General features: G+C 50.4%; 16 protein-coding genes. 8 read left to right on the top strand and 8 right to left on the bottom strand.

Annotated elements, in window-relative coordinates:
- The first annotated feature begins 124 nt into the window (after positions 1-124).
- Positions 125-1,432 carry a hypothetical protein gene (locus BAZ21_RS19535; protein ID WP_068504265.1) on the top strand — a complete coding sequence of 436 codons (1,308 nt, stop codon included), beginning with the start codon at positions 125-127 and terminating at the stop codon, positions 1,430-1,432.
- A gap of 68 nt (positions 1,433-1,500) precedes the next feature.
- On the opposite strand, the gene map is transcribed toward BAZ21_RS19535, so the two are convergent.
- On the bottom strand, positions 1,501-2,250 hold the full coding sequence (gene map / locus BAZ21_RS19530; protein WP_068504263.1) for a type I methionyl aminopeptidase: 750 nt from the start codon (positions 2,248-2,250) through the stop codon (positions 1,501-1,503).
- A 138-nt stretch (positions 2,251-2,388) separates the two neighbouring features.
- Positions 2,389-2,577, bottom strand: coding sequence for a hypothetical protein (locus BAZ21_RS19525; RefSeq protein WP_007428354.1), 189 nt, complete (start codon positions 2,575-2,577; stop codon positions 2,389-2,391).
- A gap of 363 nt (positions 2,578-2,940) precedes the next feature.
- On the opposite strand from BAZ21_RS19525, the gene BAZ21_RS19520 reads away from it, so the two are divergent.
- The 4 genes from BAZ21_RS19520 to BAZ21_RS19505 all read left to right on the top strand — a co-directional run bounded on the left by BAZ21_RS19520 (position 2,941) and on the right by BAZ21_RS19505 (position 6,300).
- Positions 2,941-3,978 carry a serine hydrolase domain-containing protein gene (locus BAZ21_RS19520; RefSeq protein WP_068504261.1) on the top strand — a complete coding sequence of 346 codons (1,038 nt, stop codon included), beginning with the start codon at positions 2,941-2,943 and terminating at the stop codon, positions 3,976-3,978.
- A gap of 43 nt (positions 3,979-4,021) precedes the next feature.
- Positions 4,022-5,173, top strand: coding sequence for an MGDG synthase family glycosyltransferase (locus BAZ21_RS19515; RefSeq protein WP_068504259.1), 1,152 nt, complete (start codon positions 4,022-4,024; stop codon positions 5,171-5,173).
- A gap of 29 nt (positions 5,174-5,202) precedes the next feature.
- Positions 5,203-5,484 carry a hypothetical protein gene (locus BAZ21_RS19510; RefSeq protein ID WP_007428349.1) on the top strand — a complete coding sequence of 94 codons (282 nt, stop codon included), beginning with the start codon at positions 5,203-5,205 and terminating at the stop codon, positions 5,482-5,484.
- A gap of 477 nt (positions 5,485-5,961) precedes the next feature.
- Entirely contained in the window at positions 5,962-6,300 is a 339-nt protein-coding gene (locus BAZ21_RS19505) for a DUF4870 domain-containing protein (protein WP_068504257.1), read from the top strand.
- Between the two features lie 133 nt (positions 6,301-6,433).
- Here BAZ21_RS19505 and BAZ21_RS19500 read toward each other — a convergent pair whose 3' ends face one another.
- Both BAZ21_RS19500 and BAZ21_RS19495 read right to left on the bottom strand, forming a co-directional pair.
- Positions 6,434-7,387, bottom strand: coding sequence for a sigma-70 family RNA polymerase sigma factor (locus BAZ21_RS19500; RefSeq protein WP_068504255.1), 954 nt, complete (start codon positions 7,385-7,387; stop codon positions 6,434-6,436).
- A 19-nt stretch (positions 7,388-7,406) separates the two neighbouring features.
- The gene (locus tag BAZ21_RS19495) at positions 7,407-7,850 is read right to left on the bottom strand and encodes a carboxymuconolactone decarboxylase family protein (protein ID WP_068504344.1); all 444 of its coding nucleotides are present in this window, start codon (positions 7,848-7,850) and stop codon (positions 7,407-7,409) included.
- A 150-nt stretch (positions 7,851-8,000) separates the two neighbouring features.
- On the opposite strand from BAZ21_RS19495, the gene mscL reads away from it, so the two are divergent.
- Positions 8,001-8,498: a large conductance mechanosensitive channel protein MscL gene (gene mscL / locus BAZ21_RS19490; protein ID WP_068504253.1), complete on the top strand. Its 498-nt coding sequence runs from the start codon at positions 8,001-8,003 to the stop codon at positions 8,496-8,498.
- A gap of 113 nt (positions 8,499-8,611) precedes the next feature.
- Here the strand turns inward: mscL and BAZ21_RS19485 are convergent, their stop codons facing one another.
- Entirely contained in the window at positions 8,612-9,313 is a 702-nt protein-coding gene (locus tag BAZ21_RS19485) for a histidine phosphatase family protein (RefSeq protein WP_068504252.1), read from the bottom strand.
- Between the two features lie 71 nt (positions 9,314-9,384).
- Positions 9,385-9,678, bottom strand: a complete 294-nt coding sequence (locus BAZ21_RS19480; protein WP_068504250.1) for a hypothetical protein — start codon at positions 9,676-9,678, stop codon at positions 9,385-9,387.
- Between the two features lie 174 nt (positions 9,679-9,852).
- Between BAZ21_RS19480 and BAZ21_RS19475 the strand changes: the two genes are divergently transcribed.
- A complete protein-coding gene (locus BAZ21_RS19475; protein WP_068504248.1) occupies positions 9,853-10,485 on the top strand; it encodes an NUDIX hydrolase in 633 nt (210 codons plus the stop codon).
- Positions 10,486-10,493: 8 nt separating this feature from the next.
- Here BAZ21_RS19475 and BAZ21_RS19470 read toward each other — a convergent pair whose 3' ends face one another.
- Positions 10,494-11,282 carry a TrmB family transcriptional regulator gene (locus BAZ21_RS19470; protein ID WP_068504246.1) on the bottom strand — a complete coding sequence of 263 codons (789 nt, stop codon included), beginning with the start codon at positions 11,280-11,282 and terminating at the stop codon, positions 10,494-10,496.
- Between the two features lie 65 nt (positions 11,283-11,347).
- Positions 11,348-12,187: a zinc ribbon domain-containing protein gene (locus BAZ21_RS19465; protein ID WP_068504244.1), complete on the bottom strand. Its 840-nt coding sequence runs from the start codon at positions 12,185-12,187 to the stop codon at positions 11,348-11,350.
- Positions 12,188-12,453: 266 nt separating this feature from the next.
- Between BAZ21_RS19465 and BAZ21_RS19460 the strand changes: the two genes are divergently transcribed.
- Positions 12,454-14,883, top strand: coding sequence for a UvrD-helicase domain-containing protein (locus BAZ21_RS19460; RefSeq protein WP_068504242.1), 2,430 nt, complete (start codon positions 12,454-12,456; stop codon positions 14,881-14,883).
- Positions 14,884-15,061 lie beyond the last annotated feature (178 nt).

Raw genomic sequence — 15,061 nt, 5'->3', positions numbered from 1 at the left:
AATATTATGCTTTTTATTCTATCGACGAGCCGAATCTTGATCTATAATAAGAATGTTCATTGTTTCATGAAGTTCGATATTGCAGCAGCTCTCACACTACTCAGTTGTTATTGGAGGATTCAACTTGAATAAAATCGTTTTATTTTATGTTCCGCTTGGCATTTCATCTTTGATTGCCGCACTAACGCATGTCATCGTGAATGCCGTGCTCGCGCGTTCAGAGCATCCTTCATTTACATTAAGCAGCTATGCGGTCGCCGTCAGCCTGTGCCTGCTTCTGGAAACGCCGTTAACCGCCGTGCGGCAGATGACCACCAAATTCGGCTATGACCGCAAGTCGGTTCATTCTATCGGCATTTTATGTGCATTCGTAGCGTCGGCTGTACTGATCGTTGGCTGGAGTATCGGGCTGACACCCGTAGGTAATCTGGTCTTTCAGTATGTATTCGGCGTATCCCCGGCATTGATCGAACCTACCAAGAACGTATTTCAGGTTCTTACTTTACTATACATATTGGTCGCTGTCCGTAACATTTATCAGGGCCTTATCATTAACAAGCATCGAACCGCATGGATGACATTCAGCTCGTCCATACGTATTGTCGTGATGCTGATCGCGTCCTGGTTTTTAATCCGTGCAGGCTGGACTAATGACGGACGAATCGGGGCCGCCATTTTTATTGCAGGCATTCTCATTGAGCTGGTCGTCACCTTTTTAGAAGGGCGGGTTCTGAAAAGAAAGCTGCCGACTGACAACGGAGAGCAAACCATCCAGCATGCAAAACATTTGCTCCCTTTTTACCTTCCTTTGCTGTATTCGGCGCTGGTGCTGGTCATTCTGAATCCTTCCATACAAGCTGCGCTGAACAATACATCGGACCCGCTTTTGGCCGTGGCCTCCTTCTCCGTAGCCCTGCAAATTTTGAATTTGTTTGTCTGGTTTTGCAGCTCATTACATCAGATCGTCATTCAATTTTATACGTCCAAGCGCCGGGAGGTTCTGATATTTTTAAGCTTTTTGTCGATCCTGTCGCCATTGCTGCTGTTGTTGTTATCCTTCGGATTTGCAGGTGACCCTGTGTTGCGGAATGTATTGGGATTGAATGGAGAGCTTTTGCTGGAAACAAGAGGACTGCTGCGCATATTGGCTGTCTATGTCGCATTTTATCCGTGGGTAGAATATTTTATTGGGCGGTCGATATTAATCGGCAATACCAAACCCATCTTTATTGGCAGGTTGTTTTCTGTGGGCTTTGCGATTCTTGCGCTGATCCTGTGTATCTGTTTTTTTCCTGGGCTGGACGGCAAAGTGGCTGGAATTGTGATGGCCGTATCCTCTCCCATTGAGCTGAGTATCTATCTGTTGCTCTATCGAAAAATATCTATGAACACCATGCAAAATATCTATGTACACCATGAAGAATCATCCTGAGAAAAAATTCACCTAGAGAGTCTAATGCAAAGGAAAAGCACATTGGACTCCCTAAGGCACACTATCCTTTACGAGGTCAAAATGTATGGGCCGTTCTTCGTGATTGCAATCGTATGCTCGTATTGTGCGCCCCAACTGCCGTCGGCCGTGCTGATGGTCCACCCATCATCGTCCCACAGCACGGCTCCTTCGGTTCCGAGGGTAAATACCGGCTCGATGGTAATCACCATTCCTTCACGCAGCGGTAATCCCGTTCTGGCACGGCCGTAGTGCAGAACATCCGGCGGCTCATGCATCTGGCGGCCAATCCCGTGCCCGATCAAAGGCTTGACGATGCCAAAGCGTCGCCAGCCTGCCGTTTTTTCCACCGCGTGCCCGATATCCCCCAACGTTCTCCCCGGACGGGCAACCTCGATTCCGCGCACCAGCGCCTTATGAGTCTGTCGCAACAGCCGCGCGACCGGACGACTGACGTCACCTACCGCATAGGTCCATCCCCGGTCGGCCAACCAGCCGTCCTTGTTGACCACGATGTCGATGGTCACAATATCCCCATCATGCAGCACCCGCTCCGAGGGGAAGCCATGACATACGACCTCGTTGACCGAAGCGCAGGTGGCATAAGGAAAGCCTTTATAGCCCTTTTGTTCTGGCGTGGCACCGCGCTTGCTCAAAAACTGTTCCACCCATGCATCAATTTCAAGCGTTGTGATTCCCGGAAGAATACGGCTCTCCAGGGCACGATGGCAATCAGCCAAAATGCGTCCGGCTTCTCTCATGTAGCCGATTTCCTCCGGTGTTCGTATCGCTATCTCTATTGGAATCCGCCTCCTTTGTCACACCATTTTTACTAAACCTATCCCATTGTATGCAAGACGAACACAAAAAAACCGTCTCCTCTGTGGATAGACGGTTTATAAAAGGCGTATTTCTAGTTTTGCGGGTAATCGTACCCTTTAAGATACTGAAGAATTTATGCGACCGAGTTCGTTTTCCACCACCATGGTTAACTCTTCCTCATACCCTCCTGTAATCCGGTATTTTCGCACATATTCCTTTACAAATTTTTTGGGATCCTTAGGCCGGAAAATTCGAGTCATTTCCCGCAGACTTTCCTTAACTTCATTGTGACCTTTCGTTGCCATGTAACTCCCTCCCAAAACGTTGAAAATAAGTGCTCCGTTGAAGAGAATGCCGAAAAGTATAGATGTCCTTATGCAGTGAAGTAGTATGTCTAATGCAGCTTAGGTCGGGAACACCTTATGCAAGGCATGTACCTGACACTATTATTAACCGATCTTCGTTTGGCTGAATCACTACCCCATTATAACATATTCAGATACTGCTTTCAGCTTTCCAGTAAATTTACATTGATTTTACCTATCTTTTACGCTTCATGTTATTTGGAGTAACAATCTAGCTGGCTCACAGAGGTATACCTTATTTATCGGCTTTTGGAGTGTATGTGTTTGGGGTAAAATAAATAAACATAACAAGGAGGGAAAAGGATGCGCCGCTATGCTCCGTTGTTCACCGCCCCGGTCGCCCGTCTATCTGTCCTGAACACCGGAACTTGTGAGGAGGAGGGCGTCAATGCCTCCCTGCTCAATCAGGCTGACCGTGAAATTGAGAAAAAGTTTACTAAAATGCGCAGCTTCCTGCTGCTTCGCCGCGGCAAGCTGATCTGGGAACGCTATTACAACGGACACAAAGCAAGCGCTCTGAACGATCTGCGATCCGTGACCAAAAGCTTCACTTCCACGCTCATCGGTATTGCCATGGCACGTGGCGATATGCCCGGGCCGGAGACGGCTGTGCATAAGTTGTTGCCTGAGTATCTGCCACGGCGGGAGGACCCGCTGCTGGAGCGGATTACGATTCGCCATTTGCTGACGATGACATCCGGTCTGTACTGGCAGACGGGCAAAAAGCTTGGCGAGGCTTTTATCCGCCGTTTTCATCGCAGCAAAAGCTGGCCGTCCTTTGCCCTGCGCCTGCCAGTGCGGGCAGATCAATTTGGCGTTTTCCAATATCGCAGTGTGGATTCGCATTTGTTGTCCGTGCTGCTAACCCAATGCTGCGGAGCTGACGCCTATACGTACGCTCTACAGCATCTCTTCGAGCCGTTAGGTTTCGGGAGAAGCGGATGGGCTCAAGATCCTGAGGGTTATACTATGGGGCACATCGGTCTGTATCTCACATCACGTGACATGGCTAAATTTGGCGATTGCTGCCTTCATCAAGGCTTCTGGAATGGACAGAAGCTGATTCCGGCCGATTGGCTGCGTCAAGCGACGCAGCGACAGGTTGAAGGTTATCCAGAATTCGGAGACTACGGATTCCAATGGTGGACTGGACGACTTCATGGCATCGACTACGCATGTGCGCATGGACATGGAGGACAGCAAATTTATCTTGTGCCTGAAGCCGATGCAGTCGTGGTATTTACAGCAGACAGCAAGGTCAGCCGTTGGAAAAATCCGCGCTCACTACTGGAGCGCTACATTTTGCCAGCCGTATCCTCCCTCAGCCTGGAACGTTCCTGAAATGAGCTTTTTGCGCTTATTGAATAATAGGGGGCTAAACATCATGGAAGCCGCAGCACCAAAAATATTAATCTTATACGCAAGCTACGGAGAAGGCCACGTGCAGGCCGCCCGGGCAATCATGGATAGCTTGCGAAGAATCGGACGCTGTGAGGTACAACTACTCGACTTGATGGCTGAATCCCATCCCTGGTTGAATGATCTGACCAAATTTGTATATATGCAAAGCTTCAAGACGATTCCTCAGCTTTACGGCTGGGTATATAACATCACACGAGGGATGCAGGCCAAATCAGCCTTTGGTAGTGTGCTGCATTCCTTTGGAATGCGACAACTGGCGCTTACACTCGACAAAGAAAAACCCGACCTGGTTATACATACGTTCCCGCAGCTGGCTCTCCCGGTGTTGCGTCGCAAATTGGGAATGAAGCTGCCGATTGTCAACGTGGTTACGGATTTCGACCTGCATGGGCGTTGGCTACATCCCGATATTGACCGCTACTATGTAGCCACAGAGGATATCCAGCAGGAGGCAGCGCAGCGGGGAATACCCATTGAGCGCATTGTCGCTACGGGAATACCCATCCATGCTTCTTTTTATCCTATGTCCACGGAAGAAGCAGCTAATCAGCAGCATACGATCCCGCAGCCAATCTCAGGGACTACAACGCTGCTGATTATGGCAGGAGCCTATGGTGTACTATCTGGCATACTGGACATCTGTCGGCAATTAAGCCAGCTTCCACAGCTAAGACTATTGATCGTCTGCGGGCGCAACCAGCAATTGAAAGCAGAACTGGATGCGCTGTATGCGGGCCATCCCAATATATACACCTATGGATTCGTGGACTATGTTCCCGCACTCATGCGAGCAAGCCATATGGTGATTACGAAGCCCGGCGGCATCACACTCTCGGAAAGCATCGCATCCGGTCTGCCCATTCTTGTGTTCAAGCCCGTACCCGGTCAGGAGCTAAATAACGCCCTGTATTTGGAGCAAAAAGGAGCCGCCCGCATTGCTCGCACGACGGAGAAGCTCATCCAGCATTGTATCGAGCTGATTTCCAGCCCTTCTCTCGCTGAGGAGATGAAGCAGTCGATTGAGCTGCTTCGCAAGCCCCATCCCGCAGACCGGATTGCCGAGGATATTTTGCACCAGCTTGTGGATAAAAGCCCCTCCATCCGGACAACTTAATGAAGAATAAGCCAGACGGAGGGGATACAATGGAACACAAAGGAAAGGATTTACTCCCGCTAACGGGCGAAAAGGTAGAAGTGGATGGGATTTATGTGGATGAGGATGGACATGAGCAGCATTTGCACAGAGGTCAGCATTTTCCCGCTGATGTTGTTTTAGGTACTTCCGAGTGGAAAATGACCGAATACGCCTTTGATAATCATCATGACGGACGCACTGATGAACGACTTATCCCCAAAGAGGATGACGAGAATAAAAAGGGTAAAATCACGCATCCACGCCGTCGTTTACAACGTGGAGACCGATAAATACTACAAGATATCCACTATTAAGACCAACTTGTTGATAGTTTGTGGACAAAATGTGCGCAACATGTGAGTAAATATCGTATTGTCTACAGTTTGTGCACAATTTGTGTATAAACCATGTTTATTTTGTGGATAAGCGTGGTGATACAGTGGATAAATTGCGTACAACATGTGTAAAACTTGTGTATAACTGTGTAAATGGCTGAGCGAATTCACTTTCGTTCGGCCTTTTCATATTTCATACACATCTTACCTAAATCGAACTTAAAAGTTTCTATCGTGTCACTGCGCAGACGGATGGTGCTTCGCTTGTACAGCACCATTCCGCCTACTCCGTTTTTATGTTCATTTTTCGAGTACGGCTTATAGCGTTTGAACTTTTCTGCCGAGGGTTAGCATATCCTACATTCCCGACCTCATAGTTTGTATAGTACAGAGCCTGAGCTTGAATAACTTATAAAGGGGGATCACTTTGATATGTCAGTCTATAAGTCTTCCACGGGATTGGATGAAAATATAGCAGCTGTCCTGTGCTACCTGTTTGCATTCCTTGGCGCACTGGCCTTTGTCATGCTGGAGAAGAAAAGTCGCTTCGTATTATTTCACGCCCTGCAATCCATATTTTTGTTTGTAGCTTTCATGATCGGTCATGTGCTTGCCGGATTCATTCCGCTACTGGGTCCTTTACTCGCTTCCCTGCTGACGCTGGCAGGCCTTGCCTTGTGGATCATCCTCTTAATCCGTGCGGGACAAGGCAAATGGCTTAAACTCCCTTGGGTAGGCGATCTGGCTCTACATCAGGCTCGGCAGTTGTGAAAGAAATTTGTGCTTGAATCTACCCGTTTCAAAGCAAAATCCACAAGGCCATCAGAATAATCTGATGGCCTTGTGGATTAGTTAGGTTCATGTAAATACTCACCTAAAGCAGCTACGTGAGGAGAGGCTATTTTTATAGCTTATTGGCTCCTTCTTGTCTTACATGAATATGTCCCAGTTTATCCGGATTGATCATTAAATAAAAATCCTGAATATGCTCCCCGTCCGGTGTCAGTCTGATACATAAGGCTTCTTTCACTTTGCCTTCTTTCAGAAATGCCAGTTGTAATTCACCATTGATAACGGTGTGGACAAGTTCTCTCTCCCGCAATGCAGTTAGCACCCGGCGAGATGTTAGCAGGGCGAGAACGCCTTTGCGTACCACCATCGGTCTCATCACCGTATGCACGTTGCCTCCGCCGTCCGCCACAAAAGCAGGCTGTTCAGCCAGCAGTTCCAGCATAGCAGTCACGTCGTAGGCGAGAAAGGCCGAGGTAAAACGCTCCAGCAGCTTTATTCTGGTTGCATTATTTTGGGGATTGCTTGGCGGAGCGGCAAGGACAGATTCCCCGGAAGACAGAATACGACGAGAGCGACTGAACAGCTGACGACAGTTACTCTCGGTCTTTCCCAGTAATTCTGCAATGTCTTTATAATCGTATTGAAAAGCTTCCCTCAGCACGAAGACAGCACGTTCGATTGGCTTGAGCTGCTCCAGCAGAACGAGAAAAGCGTAAGAAATCATATCCTTACGCTCCAGCCATTCCGCAGGCAGATTTGTGCTTTCGCCAAGCGGCTCCGGCAGCCATTCTCCAACATACGTCTCTCTTTGCTTACGTGCAGAGTTCAGCAGATTCAGACACCGATTCATCGTCATTTTGGCTACATAGGCTTTGGGATTCTGTATGTCATTCAGGGGCTTATTCTCCAGCTCGACAAAGCAGTCTTGAACTACATCCTCGGCATCTGTAACCGTTCCAAGCATGCGATAAGCAATGGCAAACGAATATTTGCGATATTTTTGATACAGCTCCTCCAGACTTAAATCCACCGATTCCTGTTCAATCCCTTGTTCTTTGCCAGTCAAAGCGTGGCCCCCTGTTCCATTAAAGACTACCCGGATACATCCCCGTCGCAATGGCAATCCGGTTCCAACTGTTAATAACGTTAACCGCCATGATTAAATCCACATATTCTTCCTCACTAAAATGCTCTCTGACCCGATTATACAAATCTGTAGGTACCCCTTGTTTTGAGATACGGGTAACGGCTTCTGCTAATTCAAGCATAGCACGTTCTTTTTCCGTGAACAAAGGAACCTCGCGCCATAAGGCAAGCTGTAAAATGTGGTCCGCATAATCCCCCAGCTTGAGCAAATCTTTGGCATGCATGTCCAGACAATAGGAACATCCATTGATTTGGGATACTCTAATTTTCAGCAGCTCATACAGTACCTTGTCCGCAAAACGGCTGGAAATATATTTTTCCATCTCCATCATCGCCTTGAATGTACTTGGACTCACTGCTCTGTGATTGAATCTTAAACTCACGATCATCGCCTCCATTATTGGTTTACACCTAGAAGACAAGTGAACATGTGATTTTGTGACAACATGCAATACATCAATTTGGAATTGCCCTTGGTCGACATAGCATGTATTATAAATAATTGATTTTATGTAAAGAAGGTGAGCACTCGCATGAGCGGAAAAGGTTTCATTAAAGAGTTTAAAGAATTCGCTGTACGGGGTAACGTGATCGACCTCGCGGTCGGTGTAATCATCGGTGGAGCGTTTGGCAAGATTGTCACTTCTGTAGTCAACGATATTATTATGCCTCCGATTGGCAAGCTTCTGGGCGGCATGAATTTCCCGGACTTGTATGTAGCTTTAAGAACTGCCGAACCTCTAAATAATGACGGTACACGCATGACTTTGGCACAGGCCAAAGAAGCAGGGATCGCGGTTCTTGCCTATGGTCAGTTCATTAACGTCCTGCTCGACTTCCTGATCGTGGCCTTCTGCGTGTTCCTGCTGGTCAAAGGGATTAATATGTTGAAGCGTAAAGAGGAAGAAAAACCTCCTCAGGAAAAAACGATCAAGGAATGCCCGCATTGCCTGTCGGAAATTCCTGTAGCTGCTACCCGTTGCGCACATTGCACCTCCAAGCTGGAAGGGTACGTGGAAGCACGTAGCTAACTCCATTTTCAGCTAAGCGTATTTTTAGTCCAATCGAACTCATACGGCTATAAATAAGCGGCTTAAGACGATACATCGTCCTAAGCCGCTTTCATATTGATATCGAAGCCTGATTAATTAAAATTGGTGATAATACCCCGGGGTCTGACGGGCAAGCCCTCTGCATACAGATGGGAGACGTCACCGAAGCCGATGCAGCGCGGGACAGCCCAGTCCTTGGAGCGCTCATCAAACAAGACCGTAGTTACGGAGCTGGGCGGCATCCAAAAGCCGGACCAGACCAAGGCCAGAGGCAGCTCCAGCAGATGGGCCAGCCAGGTCAGTCCAAAGCCGCCATGACAGAATACAGCCACCTGATCCTCGGTATGATTGAGAACCCGGTATCTGCCCCCGATTCGCTCAAATCCCTGGCGCTTTAGAAATTCATCGGAATGAAACTTCAGCCGCTCGAAGGTTTCGGGACTTTGCGTTCCCTGATAATAAGAAATATCCTTCCAAGTATCATGCGTCGGAAGGGGCTGCTCAGAGCGGATCACTTCACCGGGCAGATCCCAATGGGATAGACGACCGTATGGAGTCTCCTCCAGCTTCAGGGCCAGTTCCTGCGTCCAGTGCTCCACTTCATGAGTCATACCGAGAGCATCAGCAGTGTAGCGCATCGTATCCAGAGCCCGCCCCATCGGTGAAGCATAAATACGGTCCAGTCCGTGACCGGAAAGCCGTTTGGCCAGTGCCTGGGCTTCCAGATGTCCCTCCGGGGTGATGGTGTTGTTCGGGTAATCCGGATCTGCATGGCGGATGATATACAATCTCATATTTTTTACTCCGTTCCTATGAATTACAACAGGATCGCTTTATCTCATTTATCCTATAGCTCTCCTGATCCTTAATGCTTGTTCAGCAAATTTTCCAGGATCGCACGTAAGTTCCGGTCTTCATGATAGACTTCCTCACCCGTATCCAGCTCAATAACCCGGATATATGTATAGTCTGCTCTGGCATCAATTGGCTTGAAAATCAATTCCTCCGGATTATCCGGACGTACATCATAGCCCATATTTTTGAACATATCTGTGATTTGGTCGATCCCCGGTTTGCCTCCGCTTTCCAGCATAATCAGCCCGCGCAGCTCCTTGGGCTCCTCCGGATGCATGACTCGAAAATGTACAATACATTCCATGTAAAATCGCTCCTTTCGATCATAAACCTAATTTATGGCGCAAATCCCCATGTTTCCAGCATACCCCAAATGCCGCTGCACATTCCACAGCCCTCTTCATATCCTCAGAACAGAAAACACGTTATACTGTAAAATAGACCTTTTACATCTGAGCTGATTATAGGAGGAACCACAATGACTAGCGAGCTTCTGGATATCTACGATGATGAAGACAAGCCCCTTGGCATTGCTTCCCGACAAGAAGCACATGCCAAAGGATACTGGCACCATACTTTTCACTGCTGGCTGGCACGAGACACCTCTACAGGCCGTCGGTTGCTCTTTCAACAGCGTCAGGATTCGAAGGACACCTTCCCCGGATACTACGATATTACGGCTGCCGGTCATCTGACGGCAGGCGAAGATATATCTCAAGCCGCCCGTGAACTGGAGGAAGAACTGGGCATTCACGTCCCTTTTACCTCACTGACACCGCTGATGACCGTTCGGTATGAAAGCAAGGGAACTGCACAGGGCACATCCTTTTGGGATCGTGAATTCAGCTCGGTGTTTGGACTGCTGTGGAATCAGCCATTGGAGGCTTATCGTCTCCAGCAGGAAGAAGTGGCCGGACTGTACGAAGCAGACCTTGAGCAAGCGCTGGCCCTTTTTGAAGGACATATTCCTTTTCTCGAAGCCCACGGCATAACTTCAGGACCGAATCCGGAAAAAACTCGCCGCCTGATCACATCGGATCAATTTGTGCCTCATAAAGAGGGATACATTACATCAATATGCCGGGCGCTGCTGGGACTTTCCAGCCGGTAATCCTTATGTTATTCTCCACCTGTCATATATTGGCCGATAATGCCCTCATACCGCCAGCCATACCGGGTCGAAAGCTCTCTGCCCATATCATGCTCCAGCTCATACAGAATAAGATCCTGGGCAAAATGATTCAGCAGCAGTCCTGTCATCACCGGATGCTCGGTAATAAGCGCCTGTGTCGGGCAATTCTCTCCCCGCATCCCAAGCATGCACCAGCGCCGATCAACGACAAAAGAAAACTTGCGTCCTTCCACTTCCTGCTCATTTTTGCCAGCCGCACGCGGCAGCCATGGTCCCAGCACGCTTTCGCCGTTATTATAGGACCATAGCAGGCGCACACCCCGTTTTTCGGCTTTTTCCAATTCGGCCCGCAACAGTTCAGCTTCTTCACGCCACAAATCGAGTACAATCTCATGCTCCGCCCGTTCCAACTCACGTGTCAGGCTCTCCAGCACATTCCGGTCGCCTTCCGCGTTATAAAAGGTCGGCTTGGCCGGCTCGGCTCTTGGCATTTCCTTCTCCACTGCACGCAGAGACTCCTGCATCTGCCCCTCGATCATTCGGGTCAGTTCGCCCGATGGCAGCATGCTATAGCGCACAGGCTCTCCCGTGCTGGTTCTGAGATACCCCTGTCCGGCCAGACGCTGCAAAGCTGCGTATACGTTGGAGCGCGATGCGCCCAGACGCTTAGCCACCTCATAGCCGGAAGCTGCATTTTGCCTCGATAGCTCGACCATAACCTTGGCTTCCATTTCCGTAAAGCCCAGATTCCGCAGATGATGCAGCAAACGCTCCATATGTTCTGTTCCCCCTATGCTGCCCGGCGTTCTGTCTGTGTCCTGCGACAGCCTGTTCGGCTGCGTCAAATCTGTTCAGCTCCGCAACGCGGGCACCACTTGGAGCCTTTAGGCAGCTCTGCTGTGCAAATTTGGCATTTTACATGTTCACGTATTTGCGTAGCCGGCTTCTCTGCCCCGGAGTTATTCGCCTTCCAATATCGAATGCGCTCGTCCAGCTCCTCCTGACGCTCACGCTCACGTTCCAGCTCTTCAAGACGGAGGTGCTCTTGCTCAATCTCTTCCTGACGACGGCGCTCCCATTCCTCATCGAATGCCGCTTTTTCCTCCGGTGTAAAATCAGACACATAATTGCGGTCTGATCCGGCTGGTTCGTGTATTTCATGCAGCCCATCCTGCTCCTGTTCATGCCGGTCTACTACTTCATGTTCTGTATACTCCGTGTAAGCAGGTGCAGCATCCTTGGCTGTCTCTGGCTTGCGCAGATCAAAAGAGTAGACGTCTGTCGGTATCTCTTCACGCACAGCAGCCACTTGCCTGGAAGCAGCCTGCCCTTCATTTAGCTTGCGTCCGCATTTTGGACAAAAATTCGCATCCAGCGGTACAACTGCTCCACAGGTGCATAGATGAGCGTTTTTCAATTGTGCAATTCTGCTGCGCAGCTCGTCAATTTCATCCTGAAGCTCATCACAGGCGGTGGATAGCTGTGTCATCTCCGTTTCTGCCACCGACATATCAGATGCCCGGTAGCCCTCATAGAAGATCTGACCCATCCGCAGGAAATGAACATCCATTTCCTGTTGAATCGCGGTAATTTGTGAATTTATTTTACTAATCTCGACAGCATGCTGTGCCTTCTCTGTAGCGCGATTAGCGCTTTCCTTGATACGTTGAATCAGCTTCATCGTTATTTCCTCCCTATATCCAGCCGGATTTCCCCATACCGTCCGCATATCCCAAAGTTTTTTTCTGTTGGCAAACCTCGAACTCCTGTATAATGGAATGCGGTCATATCGCCTATTTACAGGCTACGACATCAGCGACAACCTTATGACGCGCTGACACTTTAGCAAGATCCGCATGAATTTCAGCTACTAGAACTCTATCATACCAAAAACTACCCCCATTTGTGAAAATGGAAGATTTTATGATCGAAAGGGGTTTCAGGATCATGGACCCAAATCCTGCTTTTTATCCCCGACCTATCGGGGTTTCTTATTCAACACCGAGCCCACAAGCTCGCCGTGCTTCCATAGATACCAGTACGACACTGGTACCCGACACCGACCAGGACTCGGCCTATTTTCGTGCTTTGGAAGACGCGGGTATTCATCTGAACCGCCCGCAAATCCAGGCTGTCCGCCACGGCAAAGGCCCTCTTCTGACACTAGCCGGAGCGGGCTGTGGTAAAACCACGGTGCTGGCTGCCCGTGCTGGCTACCTGATGGCGATGCGGGATGTTCCCGCGGCGTCCATTTTGCTGGTGACCTTCACCAGCAAGGCGGCTGGCGAAATGAAGCTGCGCATCGCAGGACTGCCCGGTGTGCGCCCTGCCGCTGCGCGTGCCATTCAGGCACGCACCTTTCACTCATTCGCTTTGGCGATGCTGCGTCATCACGGCGTCCAGGACGAAGTGTTCGGTGAAACACAAGCCCAGCACACCGTTATGAAAATGATGCTGCGCCAGCTTGGACTCAGCGAGGCTTTTCAGCCGGAAAGTCTGCTGTCTGCCCTCTCTGCCTGGAAAGCAGAAGGCCGCAGCGCGGACGAGCTGCCGGAAACCGTGCGCGAAGAGTCGGATGCCAAGCGTGCCATGCTCGCTTATGAAGCGTGGAAGCAGGAACGGGGCAAAATGGATTTTGACGATATTTTGCTACGTGCCTCCGTTCTGCTGCGTGACCCGGACGTGCTCCAGCCGCTTCAGCGGCGTTTTTCCCACATCATGGTCGATGAGTTTCAGGATACGAATGCCCTGCAATACGAAATGGTGCAGCGATTGGCTGCGAGGCACCGCAATCTGATGGTCGTCGGTGATGATGACCAGACGATCTATACCTTTAATGGGGCGCGTCAGGAATCCATTCTCGAGTTCGACAAGGTCTACAAGGATGCGAAGGTGATCACCCTCGATATTAATTATCGAAGCGATGCGCGGATTTTGGGACTTGGCTCCAACATTGTCGCCAAAAATGTTCATCGACGCTCCAAACGCCTGTCGGCTGCCGGACATGAGGGCTTGCCGCCGCAGTTTGCCACCCCATCCGGGCCCGAGGAAGAAGCGGCGCATATCGTCACTCATCTGCTCGGACAGGTGGAGGAGGGTCAGCTTCACTACCGGGATATCGCTATTTTGCACCGGACAGCCAGCGGGAGCCGATCTATTTTTGAACAATTAATTATGCGGGATGTACCGTTTATTCAATATGGAGCAGGAGCTGTGTTTTATGACCAGACCCTGATTCGTCCTTTAATGGATCACCTGCGGCTGTCGCTGAACCCCCGGCGGATGGAATCCATTCCGAGCACCCTTGGGCCGCTGTATGTTTCCCGCGAAGCGGGAATGGAATGGATTACGCGCGAGGAAAAACAGCAGGCCAAAAAATATCCGCTGATTCATCTCAGTCGCTGGGATCGGCTACGCGATTTTCAGCGTGAGCAAGTGAAGGAGCGTATCCGTCTGATTCGCAGCCTATCGACCATGAAACCGGCCTATGCCATTCAAGAAATGCGCCGTGTCTTTTATGACAAATATTTGGAAAGCGGAGATACAGGCGCGTGGACTCATTATAAGGAAACGATGCAGGAAAGCCTGGAGGAGTTAGAAACCGCGGCGAAGCGGTTTGATACGGTGGAGGCGTTCGTCAGCTTTGCGGACGAGCTTTCCGAGCGCCACCGTCAGATGGAATCGCTGCGCAGAGAGGAAGACAGCGATGCCGTTCGGCTCATGACGATCCACCGCGCCAAGGGACTGGAGTTCCCTTGCGTCTACTGGATCGGCGCAAGCGAAGGCATCCTGCCCCACAGCTCGGCGTTGCACAGCGAGCTGCCGGAGGATCGGCGGGCAGGCGCAGCGCCTACAGCGGCCGTGGATAACGACGCGGCTCTGGAGGAGGAGCGCCGTCTCGCTTACGTGGCCGTCACCCGGGCGAAGGAGCTGCTGTACATCACCTCGCCAGCCTCCAATCACGGCAAGCCTGCCGCCGTGTCGCGCTTCCTGCTGGAAGCCTATGGAGTCACACCTCCCGAGGCTTCCAAGCCGGAAACGCGCCGTACCAGCTTCGGGCAACCGAAGGGTGCTTCCGGGTACGGCAGCCGTGCCAGCGGTGGAGCGCCCACATCCGGTGTAGCGCCCCACGTGAGCAGCAGGTCCGGGCCGGACAGTGCTACGGCGCGAACGACCTCGTCAGTGGCAGGCTCACGCACAGAGCCACGCATCAGCGTGCCCGTGTGGAAATGCACTGACGACGCCTGCAAGGCGTGGATGCGGCGTGACACAACGGGCGGACGCCGTACAGCTGCGGCTGGCGCAGGCACGCCGCCAGTGTGCCCGCTCTGCTCCTCCCCGATGACAGAGGGGACACGCAGCATCCCGGCCAGATAGGCGATAGGCATGAGGCGTATAGCCGGGTGTTAGACAGACTAATAAAAGAAAAAGCGGCAGACTAGGACGTGAAAATAAAGCCCTAGTCTGCTGCTTTCTGTTTCAACCTGCTATTTAACGATCATGTCCGTTAGGGAGTTTAATGACTTGCCTGTAATATACTGGATAGATATAAAAA

Origin of the sequence: Paenibacillus kribbensis, assembly GCF_001705305.1 — a bacterium.
GTDB classification, from domain to species: domain Bacteria; phylum Bacillota; class Bacilli; order Paenibacillales; family Paenibacillaceae; genus Paenibacillus; species Paenibacillus kribbensis_B.
Note: the sequence above shows the minus strand (reverse complement) of the source record. Positions and strands in the feature narration are given on the sequence as shown.

Excerpts from the sequence above, each read along its gene's own strand:
- BAZ21_RS19470 (WP_068504246.1), bottom strand. The coding sequence starts at position 11,282 with ATGGAGCGTTTGCTGCATCATCTGCGGAATCTGGGCTTTACGGAAATG.
- BAZ21_RS19525 (WP_007428354.1), bottom strand. The coding sequence starts at position 2,577 with ATGGCAACGAAAGGTCACAATGAAGTTAAGGAAAGTCTGCGGGAAATG.
- BAZ21_RS19480 (WP_068504250.1), bottom strand. The coding sequence starts at position 9,678 with ATGGAATGTATTGTACATTTTCGAGTCATGCATCCGGAGGAGCCCAAG.
- BAZ21_RS19460 (WP_068504242.1), top strand. The coding sequence starts at position 12,454 with ATGGACCCAAATCCTGCTTTTTATCCCCGACCTATCGGGGTTTCTTAT.
- BAZ21_RS19485 (WP_068504252.1), bottom strand. The coding sequence starts at position 9,313 with ATGAGATTGTATATCATCCGCCATGCAGATCCGGATTACCCGAACAAC.
- BAZ21_RS19505 (WP_068504257.1), top strand. The coding sequence starts at position 5,962 with ATGTCAGTCTATAAGTCTTCCACGGGATTGGATGAAAATATAGCAGCT.
- BAZ21_RS19465 (WP_068504244.1), bottom strand. The coding sequence starts at position 12,187 with ATGAAGCTGATTCAACGTATCAAGGAAAGCGCTAATCGCGCTACAGAG.
- BAZ21_RS19475 (WP_068504248.1), top strand. The coding sequence starts at position 9,853 with ATGACTAGCGAGCTTCTGGATATCTACGATGATGAAGACAAGCCCCTT.
- BAZ21_RS19520 (WP_068504261.1), top strand. The coding sequence starts at position 2,941 with ATGCGCCGCTATGCTCCGTTGTTCACCGCCCCGGTCGCCCGTCTATCT.
- BAZ21_RS19510 (WP_007428349.1), top strand. The coding sequence starts at position 5,203 with ATGGAACACAAAGGAAAGGATTTACTCCCGCTAACGGGCGAAAAGGTA.
- mscL (WP_068504253.1), top strand. The coding sequence starts at position 8,001 with ATGAGCGGAAAAGGTTTCATTAAAGAGTTTAAAGAATTCGCTGTACGG.
- BAZ21_RS19515 (WP_068504259.1), top strand. The coding sequence starts at position 4,022 with ATGGAAGCCGCAGCACCAAAAATATTAATCTTATACGCAAGCTACGGA.